The sequence below is a fragment of the Devosia salina genome (assembly GCF_019504385.1).
Lineage (GTDB): Bacteria > Pseudomonadota > Alphaproteobacteria > Rhizobiales > Devosiaceae > Devosia > Devosia salina.
In genome coordinates, this window is sequence record NZ_CP080590.1 from 3,476,883 (window position 1) to 3,489,047 (window position 12,165).

Genomic DNA, 12,165 nt, shown 5'->3' on the forward strand with positions numbered 1-12,165 from the left:
CCCCACGATTTCGGTTTGCGGCTTACTCCGACTTGGAGAGCCAGCGGGTGCGGTGGATGTCCTTGGCATTGTCTTCGAAGCCGGTGATGTAGGGCTTCACGACATTCTTGGACACATACCAGTAGATCGGGATGGCGGCGAACTCGTCCATGGCGATCTTTTCGGCATCGGCCAGCATCTGGCCACGAGCCACCAGGTCCTGCTCGTTGGATGCCTGGGCCAGCAGCGCGTCGAACTCTTCGTTCGAATAGCGGCCGTAATTGTTGCCCCAGTTCATCGAACCGTCCTGTTCGACGCCGGTCTTGAGCAGGTCGAGCGTGTTGGACGGATCGTTGTAGTCGAGCAGCCAGCCGGCGCGGCCGACTTCGAAGTCACCGGCGCGCAGGGCGTCGTAGTGAACAGCCACTTCGGAGTTGAACAGCTCCACATTCACACCGATCGGCTCCCACATGGCGGCGATCGCCACGGCGATACGCTGGTGGTTGTCATTGGTGTTGTAGCGCAGCTGCAGGTCGAGCGGATTATCCGGGCCATAACCGGCTTCGGTCATCAGCTCGGTGGCCTTGGCCACGCGCTCTTCATACGACATCGAGGCCCATTCCGGAGCATAGGCATTCTCGACATAATTGCCGGTACCGGGCGGCACCCAGCCATAGGCCGGCAGTTCGCCGGTGCCCAGGATATCGGGGCCGATGACATCACGCAGGATCGAGATCGAGAGGGCCTCACGGACGCGGACGTCGTCGAAAGGCGCCTTTTCCTGGTTGATCACATAGTAATATACACCCAGGAAGGGCTCGACATGGGCTTCGCCCGGCAGGTTTTCCTGCATCCAGGAATACTGGTCGGCCGGGAAGTCGGTCAGGATGTCGAACTCGCCCGCGCGATAGCGGTTGAGAGCGGCAGCCTGGTCTTCCAGCACGTGGTAATAGACTTCGTCGATCTTGACGTCGGCTGCGCCGTAATAGTCTTCGTTCTTGACCGAGTGGACATAGGAGCCCGGCAGCCATTCCACGATCTTGTAGGGACCGTTGGCCACGATGTGGTCCATCTCGGTCCAGGCATCGCCGAATTCTTCCACCAGGTGCTTGGGTACCGGATAGGCGGTGTAGTGGGTCAGCGCGTCCAGGAAGAACGGCGTCGGGGCTTCCAGCGTGATCTCGACCGTCTTGTCGTCGATGGCCTTGACGCCGAGCTGGTCGAAATCGGTGATTTCGCCCGAGTTGATCGCAGCGGCGTTCTTGATCGGGTACTGCAGATAGGCGTAGTCCGAAGCGGTGGCCGGATCCATCAGGCGCTGGAAGGCGAACACGAAGTCACCGGCGGTCACCGGGGTGCCATCGGTCCACATCGCATCGTCGCGCAGGTGGAAGGTATAGACAGTGCCGTCCTCGGAGATTTCCCAGCTTTCAGCCTGGCCCGGAATGGCGTTGGCGCCGGCATCTTCGGTCACCAGGCCTTCGATATAGTCACCGACGACACGGTTTTCCCAGTCACCGGACACCTTGTGCGGATCGAGCGAACCGGGGTCACCGCCATTGTGCAGCTGCAGCGTCACGGCAGAGGCCGCAGTGCTCATCATCAGCGCAAGCGCGCCCGCGGTCGTCACCGCCTTGAGGGCTGTGGTGATCTTCATTCTCGTCCCATCTCCTTGTGGAATTCTTTGCGTTTCTCTGACTGGCCGCCTCTGACGTCGGGCAGCTCATTCTTCTTCGCCGTCGGTTTTACCCGCCGGTCAAGATTGGTGGACGGTATTACGCATTTCCGTCCACTGACAAGCGAAAGATTGACCTAAACGTCATCGAATGGCCGATTGTGAACATGCTTTGCACAGCGCAAGTGAAAGCAAATTATTGCTCCAGATCCCGAGTATCCGGAAGCGAATACCCGCACAGGGCGTCGCAAGACCAGTCAATGACAAGCCTGTCCTAATGCGCGTCCTGACGGGCGCTAGCCGATCAGGCCGCTGCGCTGTACAAAAAAGATGAGGATCGCGACGCCCAGCAGAGCCGCAAAGGGCGCCCAGCCCGGCATTGGTCCCCTGGGCTTGCGGCTGGGCGGCTCGGGTTTCTTCTCGGGCCGCCGGAATTTGATGACATTGTCGCTCATTGCGCGCTTTCTACCAGAGCCGCCACGCCCATGCCACCAGCGGTACACACCGAAATCAGCGCCCGCTTCCTGCTTTCCGTGGACAACAGCTTGGCGGTAAGCCCCAGAATGCGCGCCCCCGTCGCCGCGAAGGGGTGGCCATAGGCCAGGCTCGAACCCTTGACGTTGATCTTGGTCGGATCGATTTCGCCCAGCACGCTGTCGCGGCCCAGCACATCCTTGCAATAGGCCGGATCCTTCCAGGCCTTGAGCGTGCACAGCACCTGCGCGGCAAAGGCCTCGTGCAGCTCGAAATAGTCGATATCGGCAAAGCCGAGCCCGGCCCGTTCGAGCATTTCACTGACGGCAATGGTCGGTGCCATCAGCAGGCCCTCGCCATGCGCGAAGTCATTGCCGGCGACGCGGCCGGTGGTGAGATAGGCCAGGATCGGCAGGCCCCGCGCCTTGGCCCAGTCTTCGCTGGCCAGCAACACGCCGGAGGCACCGTCGGTCAGCGGCGTCGAATTGCCGGCCGTCAGCGTGCCATGCCCGGAGGCCTTGTCGAAGGCGGGCTTGAGCGTCGCCATCTTCTCCATATTCGCATCGGCGCGCACATTGTTGTCGCGCACCAGCCCCGCGCATTGCACCAGCAGATCATCGTGGAAGCCCTCGTCATAGGCGGCCGCGGCATTGCGGTGGCTGGCCACGGCCAGGGCGTCCTGCTCCTGGCGGGTAATGCCCCATTCCTTGGCCATCAATTCGCAATGCTGGCCCATGGAAAGCCCGGTGCGCGGCTCGTTGACCGAGGGCGCCACCGGCGTCAGCTCGCCAAAGGAAAAGCCCTTGGTGAAGGCCTTGAGCTTGTCGCCCGTCGTCTTGGCCGCATTGGCGTTGAGCAGCCGATGCTGAAATTTCGGCCCGAAGACGATCGGGCTGTCGGAGACGGTGTCCGATCCGGCGGCAATGCCGCTCTCGATCTGGCCCGAGGCGATCTTGCCCGCCAGCACCAGGGCGGCCTGCAGGCTCGTGCCGCAGGCAATCTGCATGGTCGTGCCGGGCGTGCGGGGGCTGAGTCCGGCGTCGAGCAGGGCTTCGCGGGCCAGGTTGAAGTCGCGGGAATGGTTGATCACGGCGCCCGCGATCACCTCATCCACCTTTTCACCCTTGAGGCCGTATTTGTCGGCCAGCCCGCCCAGCACCGTGCCGAGCATGGAGAGATTGGTTTCATCCGCATAGGCCGTGCCGCCGCGGGCAAAGGGAATGCGGGCCGAGCCGACAATGGCAACGCGCTTGAGTTCGGTCATCGTGTTTTTCTCCTTACGCGCGGCCATCCGCCCGAGCCTTCATCGGTCCACCCAGGAAGGGCGCAAAGCCTGTGCCCATGATGACGCCGATATCGGCCAGTTCGGGGGAGGCGACGACGCCTTCGGCCACCACCACTTCGGTCATGTCGACAAGGGGCTTGACCAGTTCCTTGCCGAGCCCGGCCAGGTCGGGATGAGCGGGCGTTTCGCCCTTTTGGGCCTTGCCCTTCTCCCATTTGTAGAAGCCTTCGCCGGTCTTGCGCCCGAGCTTGCCCTCGGCAATCAGCTTGGCGAACCGGCTGTCCGCCGGCACCTCGTGGCCCAGTTCGGTCGCCACCGACTTGCCGACATCGAGACCCACTGTGTCCATCAACTCGATCGGCCCCATCGGCATGCCGAAGGCCACGGCAGCAGCGTCGAGCAATTCCTTGCTCTCGCCCTTTTCCACCCGCTCGACCGCGCCCAGCATATAGGGCATGAGCACGCGGTTGACGAGGAAGCCCGGCGCCGACTTGACCACGACCGGGCTCTTGCCGATGGCGAGCGCGAAGCTGGCACCCTTGCCGATCTCCTCATCGGTATTGAACTTGGACCGGATCACTTCGACCAGCGGTAACTGCGCCACCGGGTTGAAGAAGTGCAGGCCGATGAGCCGCGCCGGGTCCTTCAGTGCCTCGGCAATGCGCTCGAGTTCGATCGAAGAGGTATTGGTCGCCATGATGGCGCCCGGCTTCATCTTGTCTTCAAGGCCCGAGAATATCTTCTGCTTGACCTCGAGCTTTTCCACCACCGCCTCGATGATCACATCGGCGCGGGACACGCCTGTGCCCTGCGGGTCGGCCGTGAGCCTGAGCATGGCCGCATCGACCTCGCGCTTTTTCTTGTAGCGTTTCTTGAACAGCGATTTGGCCCGGTCGAGCGCCGGCTTGATGCGCTCCATGTCGAGGTCCTGCAGCGTCACGCTCATGCCGCGATAGGCGCACCAGGCGGCAATATCGCCACCCATCACCCCGGCACCGATCACATGCACGCGCGAAAACTTCGTGCCCTTGATGCCCTGTTTCTTCAGTCCTTCGGAGAGGAAGAACACGCGCCTCAGATTGGTGGCGGTGGGTGAGCCCATCAGCGGCACGAAGCCGTCGACTTCGCCACGGATCATCGCCCGCCAGTCATTGCCATGCTTTTCGAACAGGTCGATCAGCGCATAGGGCGCCGGATAGTGCTCCTTGCGCGCCTTCTTGCCGACCTGCTTGCGCATCTGGTTGGCGATGGCCTCGCGCACCAGCGGCAGCGCGGCCGCCTTCTTGAGCGCCGGCGCCTCGCTCGACTTCCTCTTGGTGAGGACCGCCTTGCGGCCTTCCCAGCGCAGCATGTCGCGATGGCGCACCAATTTGTCGACGAGGTTGAGCCCGCGCGCCGCGCCCGCGCGCAGCATCTTGCCGGTCAGCATGATCTGCATGGCATCGACCGGTCCAGCCTGTCGGATCGAGCGCCCGGTGCCGCCAAAGCCCGGGAAGATGCCCAGATTGACCTCGGGAAAACCGATGCGGGTCTTTTCGTCATTGACGGCGATGCGATAGTGGCAGGCCAGCGCCAGCTCCAGCCCACCGCCCAGGCAGAAGCCATGAATGCCGGCGACCACCGGCACTTTGAGCGCCTCGATCCGTGCAAACAGCGCATGGGTGCGCCGCAGCGCCTCGGGCAAGACCGAAAAATCGCTCATCGCGTCGAATTCGGAAACATCGGCCCCGGCAATGAAGCCGCTATCCTTGCCCGAGAGGATGACCACGCCTGCCAGCTCGTCGGAACTGGCCAGGTCCTCGAAGCGCGACACCAGCGTTTCGAGCTCCATGATGGCTTCGCGGCTGAGCGTATTGACCGACGCGCCCGGCGTGTTGATGGTCAGCCAGCCGATCTTTTCGAGATCAGTGTGAAAGCTCCAATGCCTTGTCTCGGTTGCCTGTGGGGCGATCATACTAGCTCCTCGTTATCTCGGTCTGCTCCCCTCCCCCTTGAGGGGAGGGGTTGGGGGTGGGGGTCCCTTAGCGGACCACACTACTACCCCCACCCTCATTCCCTCCCCTCAAGGGGGAGGGAGGCGCAGGCTCAGCCTGCAATGTTCAATCACGGTCGACCGCTATTCCGCCGCCGCTCTGGGCGCCGTTTCCTTGAGCACGTCCATTTCGAAATCATCGACATGCACGGCCCGGTTGGTTGCCTCGTCGGCGGCGCGCATGATGCCCGCCTCATTGTCGTTGAGCACCCCGGCAGCCACCGCATCCTCGATGGCATCGCGATCTAGCCGACGTTCGATGACGCCCTTGCGCGACGCCTTGACGAACTTGGCCTCGATCTCCTCGGCCTCGGTCACCTTGAGCAACGCATCTTCCAGAACGCCCGTGACGTCGTTCGGGTCCATCGAAATATAGACGCCCGTGGTCAGCCGGTCGCGGAAGGCGCCGGGCCGCAGCACGGCGCGCACAAAGCGATAATTGACGCGGTCCGACGCCGGCTGGGCATGCCGCCCGAGCGGGAAGCAGAGGAACCGCATGGCCCAGGCAAAAACCGGATTGGGGAAATTGGCGAACACTTCCGCGAAGGTCGCTTCGATCGAGGCGACGCGGTCGGCCATGATGGCCTCGACCAGTTCCTTGTCCTCGGCAATAGACCCTTCTTCCTCGAAGCGCTTGAGCGTTGCGGACATCAGGTAGAGGTCGCCCAGAATGTCGGCCATGCGGCCCGAAAGCTTCTGCTTGCGCTTGAGCGCGCCACCCAGCACCACCGTGGTCCAGTCCGCCACCAGCGCAAAATCCTGCGCATAGCGGTGCAGCCGCCGGTACCAGCGCGCCATCGACCCTTCATTGGGCGAGGAGGCAAAGGCGCCATTGGAAAGCCCGTGCAGGAAGCTCGCCACGATATTGCGCAGCATGAAGCCGGTATGGCCGCCAAAGGCCGCGTCGAACGCCTCGAGCCCGGCGCGTCTGTCCTTGTTCTGCGCCGCCTGGATTTCCTTGAGGAGGTACGGATGCGCGCGCAGCACGCCCTGGGCGAAGGTCATCAGCGTGCGGGTGAGGATATTGGCCCCTTCCACCGTGATCGCCACCGGCATGGATTGATAGGCGCCGAACAGATAATTGCCCGGCCCGTCCTGGATGGCACGGCCACCCTGGATGTCGAACGCATCGTCCATGCTGTCGCGCATGGCCTCGGTCGTGGTGTATTTGAGGAGGCCCGCAATCACTGCCGGGCGCTGGCCCTCGTCCACCATCGAGGCGGTGAGGCGTCGGGTCGATTCATACATATAGGCGCGCTTGACCATCTCGCCGAGCGGCTCGGCCACGCCTTCCATGATGCCCACGGGAATGCCGAACTGGCGGCGCACCCGCGCATACGCCGAGGTGGCGCGCAGCGTCTGCTTGATCGAGGTGGTGCCGATGGCCGGCAGCGAAATGGCGCGGCCCGTGGAGAGACATTCCATCAGCATGCGCCAGCCCTGTCCGGCATAGTCGGTGCCGCCGATCAGGAAGTCCATGGGCACGAACATGTCCTTGCCGCGCACGGGACCATTCATGAAGGCCTGTCGGGCCGGATAGTGCCGGCGGCCGATATCGAGGCCGGGATGGTCATGCGGGATCAGCGCCAGCGTAATGCCGATCTCCTCGCCCCGGCCCAGCAGATTGTCCGGATCCTTGAGAATGAAGGCCAGGCCCACCAGCGTCGCCACCGGCGCCAGCGTGATATAGCGCTTGTCGAAGCTGAGGCGGACGCCCAGCACTTCCTGCCCGTTGTGGGTACCCTTGGTGACGATACCGATATCGCGCATGCCGCCGGCATCGGAGCCCGAATGCACGCCAGTCAGGGCAAAGCAGGGCACTTCCTGGCCATTGGCGAGGCGGTGGAGATATTTCTCCTTCTGCGCCGGCGTACCATATTTTTCGAGCAGCTCGCCCGGCCCGAGCGAATTGGGCACCATCACCGTGATGCCGGCCGCCACCGAGCGGCTGGCGATCTTGGAAACGATCATCGACTGCGCCTGCGCCGAAAAGCCGAGGCCGCCATGTTCCTTGGCAATCAGCATGCCCAGGAAGCCCTTGGACTTGAGGAACTCCCAGAGCTCGGGCGAAAGGTCGGCGCGGTTGTGCCGGATATCCCAGTCGTCGATCATCTTGGCCGCGGTTTCGGCCGGACCATCAAGGAATGCCTGTTCCTCTGCCGTCAGGGTCAGCGGGCGGATCTTGGTGAGCTTGTCCCAATTGGGTCGGCCGGAGAACAGCTCCGCGTCCCAGCCCACCGTGCCGGCGTCCAGCGCCTCCTGCTCAGTGCGGCTGACCTTGGGCAGGATCGACTTGACCGCCCCATAGACCGGCCTTGTCAGCACCGCCATGCGGATCGGCTTGACCGCCAGCAGCAGCAGGATGACACCAAGGATGACCAGCACCCAGCCAAACCAGCCCAGCCCATAGACGGCGCCCGACTGGGTGAAATCGAGGCCGGTGAGCAGGCCGATCACGGCAAAGCCGGCGCCCCACTGCCAGAGCGGGCTTTCGCGCATGGCCAGCGTGGCAAATACGACAAGACTGATCGCAAACAGCAAAAGGCTCATCGCCCTCATCCTCCTCGGACGGCTGCGAGCCCGCTTGGCAAAGGGGCTGCGCCCGTCATCTTCCAAATGCCGGACCGGTTGCCGATTTGAGAATCGGCCCGGCCTTCCCCTTGCTTGGCCGCACCATAGCGCGGCAGCCCGGGATGTGTAGAGGCAGTTTACTCAAGTTTACGTATACGTCAACCAGCACTCCAATACGTCGCCCTGATCGCATGGGCCGCCTTTCCGGGCGGAGCTTTCCCGGAACGGCCCGGCATCAAATTGACGCTAACGTAAAGCCGTGAGATATTTCCTAAGCGATGCCGCCGCAAACAGGCGCTTGAACGCCGGTCCGGATGGACCCACGGCATCCAAACGAGGGGAACACCCGTTTGCCCAAAGGGCAATTGGAGGAGGAAACGCCATGGACACGCCTGCCACGACCACTGACGGGCTTCGCCCCTGGATCGCTAGCTATCCTGAGGGCATTGCCTGGGACGACACGATCGACACCACGCCGGTGCATGAGCAGGTGCTGGCCGCCTGCGCGAAGAACCCGGGCGCCGTGGCTCTCGATTTCCTGGGCGGCACCACCTCCTTTGGCGAACTGGCGGAAAAGATCGTCGCCTTTGCTGGCGCCCTGCAGAGCCAGTTCGGCGTCACCAAGGGCACGCGCGTCGCCCTGATGCTGCCTAACACGCCCTTTTACCCCATTGCCTATTACGGCGTGCTCCGGGCCGGCGGCACCGTGGTCAATTGCAATCCGCTCTATACCGTGGCCGAGCTCAGCCACATCACCGCCAATGCCGGTGCCGACATTCTGGTGACGCTCGATCTGCAGCAGATTTTCGAAAAGGGCGAGGCCCTGCTCGCCGCCGGCCACGTCAAGAAAATGGTCGTGGCGCACTTCCCCAACGCGCTGCCGCTGGTCAAGAAGATCCTGTTCTCGGTCGCCAAGCGCAAGGATCTGGCCAAGCCGTCCCAATCGCCCCATGCCGGTTCGATCACCAGTTTCGAATCCCTGCTGGCCCGCAGGGACAGCCCGGCGCCGGTCACCATCGACACCACCGGGGATATTGCCGTCCAGCAATATACCGGCGGCACCACCGGTATTCCCAAGGGCGCGCTGCTCACCCACGCCAATATCGCGGCCAATATGAGCCAGATCGACAAATGGGGATGCGGCCTGTTCTATCCGCCCTCCAAGGTCATCGCGGTTCTGCCCTTCTTCCACATCTTCGCCATGACCGTCTGCATGAACGTGCCGCTCTGCAATGGCACGCCGGTGATCATGCTGCCGCGTTTTGAACTCAAGGCGCTGCTGGGCATTTTTGCCCGCACCAGGGCCAATGTGCTGCCCGCGGTTCCCACATTGCTCAACGCCATCGCCCGCGCCGACTCGGTCGGCGCCGAACAGATCGAGAGCCTCGAAGTCGCCATTTCCGGCGGCGCTGCCCTACCCGACGAAGTGCGCCACGCCTTTTCGAAAAAGTCCAAGGCGCTCCTGGCCGAGGGCTACGGTCTCACCGAAGCCTCCCCGGTCGTCTGCTGTGCCGCGCTGCGCGTCGCCTCCAAGCCCATGTCCATCGGCCTGCCCCTGCCCGGCACCGATATCCGCTTTGTCGACGTCGATAGCGGCAAGGTCGTGGGCATCGGGGAAAATGGCGAACTGCAGGTCAAGGGCCCGCAGGTCATGGCTGGCTACTACGAGAATCCCGAGGCCAGCGAAGCTGCCTTCATGGATGGCTGGCTGCGCACCGGCGATGTCGGCCATATGGACGAGGACGGCTATGTGTTCCTCGTCGACCGCATCAAGGACCTCATCATCTGCTCGGGCTTCAATGTCTACCCCCGCACCATCGAGGAGGCCATCATGACCCACGAGGCGGTCGAGGAGGTCAATGTGATCGGTGTGGCAGACGACTATCGCGGCGAAGCGCCGGTGGCCTTTGTCAAACTCAAATCCGGCCGCACGGTCAGTGAAACCGAACTCAAGGGCTTCCTCGCCGAAAAACTCAACAAGATCGAGATGCCGCGGCAGATCATCTTCAAGGACGCCCTGCCCAAGACCCTGATCGGCAAGCTCTCCAAGAAGGAGTTGCGCGAGGAATATGCCCAGATGAAAGCCTCAAAGTCGTGACCAGCCAGCAAGCCGACAACCGGGACCTGTTCTCCATAGCCGACCTCGCCGGCGAGTTCGGCATCTCGACCCGGGCCATCCGCTTTTACGAATCCAAGGGCCTGCTCTCGCCCGAACGGGTGGGCGCAACCCGCATCTTCCGCAAGCGCGACCGCGCCCGGCTGATCCTCATCCTGCGCGGCAAGCGCCTCGGCTTCACCCTGCGCGATATCTCCGACTATCTCAGTCTCTACGATGCCGACCGCACCCAGCAGGTCAGCCTGCTCGCAGGCAAGGTGGACGAGCGGCTCGCCCTGCTCGAGCGCCAGCGCGACGATCTCGAAACCACCATCCGCGAACTGCGCGAGATCAGGCAATTGGCCGAAGAACGGCTGCAAAAGGCCGGATAGCGCTCGCTTAACCCGCCTTTTCGCCGCCGAACCACACCCAGCGGGCCAATTGCACGGCGCTCGACACCGCGCCCAGCACCGCCAGCAACACGCCCAGCGCCAGGAGAATGGGGTTGCGCAGCACCCTGTCGAGCAGGCTCGGCTCAATCTGCAGATCCGCCACCCCATAGCGGAAGAGCTGCAGGCGACTGCCCCCCGGCGAGGAAAACACCGTTGCCCGGAACCCGGCGCCGCCATCGCCGGCTGGCTCGATGAAACCGAAGACGTCACCGGCATCGGCCCCGTCCACCATCCGCACCACGTCTCCGGATCGGAACACGCCGGAGACCACCTCGACCGGCTTGTTGTACCAGATCAGGCTCTCATTGATCGAATAGCTGCCCGCGATGACGGTGAGTTGCGACCCGGAGCTGGGCGTATCGCCCAGGGTAATCTGCCCCTCGAGCGGCAGGGTACCGGCCTCGGCCCATATCTGGGCGGGAACTAGGATGCGGGATCGGCTGGGCAGGCTCGCCCCGCCCAGCACCAGTGGTGGCGTGCCACTTTCGATGACGTCGATTTCGAGCGGCGCCCCGGCGCCCACCCGCGCGATCTGCAAATGCGCCGCCTCGGGCCAGGTGAATTCCTCATCGGCAAAGTGCTCCACCTGGTAGAGGTCTGGGTCGCATAGCGGCGAGACACCGGGGCCCTGGCTCTGTACCGCAAGGTCTGCATCGTCGCGGCGGAAGCAGACCAGCATCTCCTCGAGCTGCCAGCCCGAAATCGGCGCCTCGTTGAACACGATGTCGAGGCCGCGCGTCTGGGCATGCGCCGAATAGGATTTCTCGCCATCCCGCAGCGTCAGCAGCAGAAACACCAGGACGACAAATCCCACCGCCAGCGCCACCGCCACCCGCCTTGTGCGTGGGGTCTGCTCGCCGATGAAACGCAGTATTCGCGCGATCATTGCAGGTCGATGACGAACACTTCGCCGGGCACGATCTGGCCGCGGCGAATGCGGTTAAGCTCGATCTCCAGTGTCTGGCCCGGGGCGAGCAGTGCCGCCGGCAGCTTGCAGCTCGTATCGAAGGCCGTGCGGCGCTCATGCGCCAGGAACGAACAGGCAATCTTCTCGCCCCGCTCCCGCACATAGAGATAGGTCTCCTGCGAGCGGAACGAGTTGATCAGCAATTCGCCGCCATCGGCGATCGCCTCTGCCTTGTTCCAGATGGCCGGCGCGATATGCAAAGCCGCCGGAGCGCTTTCACAGCTTCCCACCCACAGCGTCACCCCGATATCCTCGCCACCGATATGGGGAAGCTGGCTGCTGCTCCGCGTCGGAAATTCCAGCGACACCAGGCGGGACTGCCATTGTGCCGGGGCCCGGTATTCGCGCTGCGCCAGGTAACGCCCGTCCGAGGACACCACCCGCGCGCAGAACACCTGCTCCTGCCATTGCGCCGGAACGAAGGCGGTGATCTGCCCCGCCGACGGATCGAGCACGCCCGCCAGGGCCAATCCCATCACCGGTGTCCCGGAGATTTGGGCTGCCGGCGCATAGCGTTCCACCAGATCGCTGACCGGAGCCGGCACGTCCTCCTGCGCCTGGCTGGCCACCGGGCCAGCCAGAAGGGCCAGCATCACCATGCTTGCAATGGACCTGCACATCGGTTGAGATATCCC

9 protein-coding genes are annotated in these 12,165 nt (G+C 63.5%); 2 read left to right on the forward strand and 7 right to left on the reverse strand.

The window, feature by feature from the left end; all coding sequences use genetic code 11:
* Nucleotides 1-22: 22 nt before the first annotated feature.
* The 5 genes from K1X15_RS17080 to K1X15_RS17100 all read right to left on the reverse strand — a co-directional run bounded on the left by K1X15_RS17080 (nucleotide 23) and on the right by K1X15_RS17100 (nucleotide 7,995).
* Nucleotides 23-1,636, reverse strand: a complete 1,614-nt coding sequence (locus K1X15_RS17080; RefSeq protein ID WP_240549534.1) for a peptide ABC transporter substrate-binding protein — start codon at nucleotides 1,634-1,636, stop codon at nucleotides 23-25.
* Between the two features lie 314 nt (nucleotides 1,637-1,950).
* Nucleotides 1,951-2,109 carry a hypothetical protein gene (locus tag K1X15_RS17085; protein WP_220304793.1) on the reverse strand — a complete coding sequence of 53 codons (159 nt, stop codon included), beginning with the start codon at nucleotides 2,107-2,109 and terminating at the stop codon, nucleotides 1,951-1,953.
* Nucleotides 2,106-3,392 (reverse strand): acetyl-CoA C-acetyltransferase, encoded by a 1,287-nt coding sequence (locus K1X15_RS17090; protein WP_220304794.1) that lies wholly within the window; start codon nucleotides 3,390-3,392, stop codon nucleotides 2,106-2,108. Before K1X15_RS17090 ends, K1X15_RS17085 begins: the two co-directional genes overlap by 4 nt.
* A 13-nt stretch (nucleotides 3,393-3,405) precedes the next feature.
* The gene (locus K1X15_RS17095; protein WP_220304795.1) at nucleotides 3,406-5,367 is read right to left on the reverse strand and encodes a 3-hydroxyacyl-CoA dehydrogenase NAD-binding domain-containing protein; all 1,962 of its coding nucleotides are present in this window, start codon (nucleotides 5,365-5,367) and stop codon (nucleotides 3,406-3,408) included.
* Between the two features lie 162 nt (nucleotides 5,368-5,529).
* Nucleotides 5,530-7,995, reverse strand: a complete 2,466-nt coding sequence (locus K1X15_RS17100; protein ID WP_220304796.1) for an acyl-CoA dehydrogenase — start codon at nucleotides 7,993-7,995, stop codon at nucleotides 5,530-5,532.
* 403 nt (nucleotides 7,996-8,398) lie between these two features.
* Here K1X15_RS17100 and K1X15_RS17105 point away from each other — a divergent pair, with 403 nt between their 5' ends.
* Nucleotides 8,399-10,114: a long-chain-fatty-acid--CoA ligase gene (locus tag K1X15_RS17105; RefSeq protein WP_220304797.1), complete on the forward strand. Its 1,716-nt coding sequence runs from the start codon at nucleotides 8,399-8,401 to the stop codon at nucleotides 10,112-10,114.
* Nucleotides 10,111-10,503 (forward strand): MerR family transcriptional regulator, encoded by a 393-nt coding sequence (locus K1X15_RS17110; RefSeq protein WP_220304798.1) that lies wholly within the window; start codon nucleotides 10,111-10,113, stop codon nucleotides 10,501-10,503. The genes K1X15_RS17105 and K1X15_RS17110 overlap by 4 nt, the downstream gene beginning before the upstream one ends.
* A gap of 7 nt (nucleotides 10,504-10,510) precedes the next feature.
* Here K1X15_RS17110 and K1X15_RS17115 read toward each other — a convergent pair whose 3' ends face one another.
* Nucleotides 10,511-11,449, reverse strand: a complete 939-nt coding sequence (locus K1X15_RS17115) for a hypothetical protein (protein WP_220304799.1) — start codon at nucleotides 11,447-11,449, stop codon at nucleotides 10,511-10,513.
* On the reverse strand, nucleotides 11,446-12,150 hold the full coding sequence (locus K1X15_RS17120; protein WP_220304800.1) for a hypothetical protein: 705 nt from the start codon (nucleotides 12,148-12,150) through the stop codon (nucleotides 11,446-11,448). The genes K1X15_RS17115 and K1X15_RS17120 overlap by 4 nt, the downstream gene beginning before the upstream one ends.
* Nucleotides 12,151-12,165 lie beyond the last annotated feature (15 nt).

Bases quoted from the DNA above. Each gene is read 5' to 3' on its own strand.
- K1X15_RS17080 (WP_240549534.1), bottom strand. From the start codon at position 1,636: ATGAAGATCACCACAGCCCTCAAGGCGGTGACGACCGCGGGCGCGCTT.
- K1X15_RS17085 (WP_220304793.1), bottom strand. From the start codon at position 2,109: ATGAGCGACAATGTCATCAAATTCCGGCGGCCCGAGAAGAAACCCGAG.
- K1X15_RS17090 (WP_220304794.1), bottom strand. From the start codon at position 3,392: ATGACCGAACTCAAGCGCGTTGCCATTGTCGGCTCGGCCCGCATTCCC.
- K1X15_RS17095 (WP_220304795.1), bottom strand. From the start codon at position 5,367: ATGATCGCCCCACAGGCAACCGAGACAAGGCATTGGAGCTTTCACACT.
- K1X15_RS17100 (WP_220304796.1), bottom strand. From the start codon at position 7,995: ATGAGCCTTTTGCTGTTTGCGATCAGTCTTGTCGTATTTGCCACGCTG.
- K1X15_RS17105 (WP_220304797.1), top strand. From the start codon at position 8,399: ATGGACACGCCTGCCACGACCACTGACGGGCTTCGCCCCTGGATCGCT.
- K1X15_RS17115 (WP_220304799.1), bottom strand. From the start codon at position 11,449: ATGATCGCGCGAATACTGCGTTTCATCGGCGAGCAGACCCCACGCACA.
- K1X15_RS17120 (WP_220304800.1), bottom strand. From the start codon at position 12,150: ATGTGCAGGTCCATTGCAAGCATGGTGATGCTGGCCCTTCTGGCTGGC.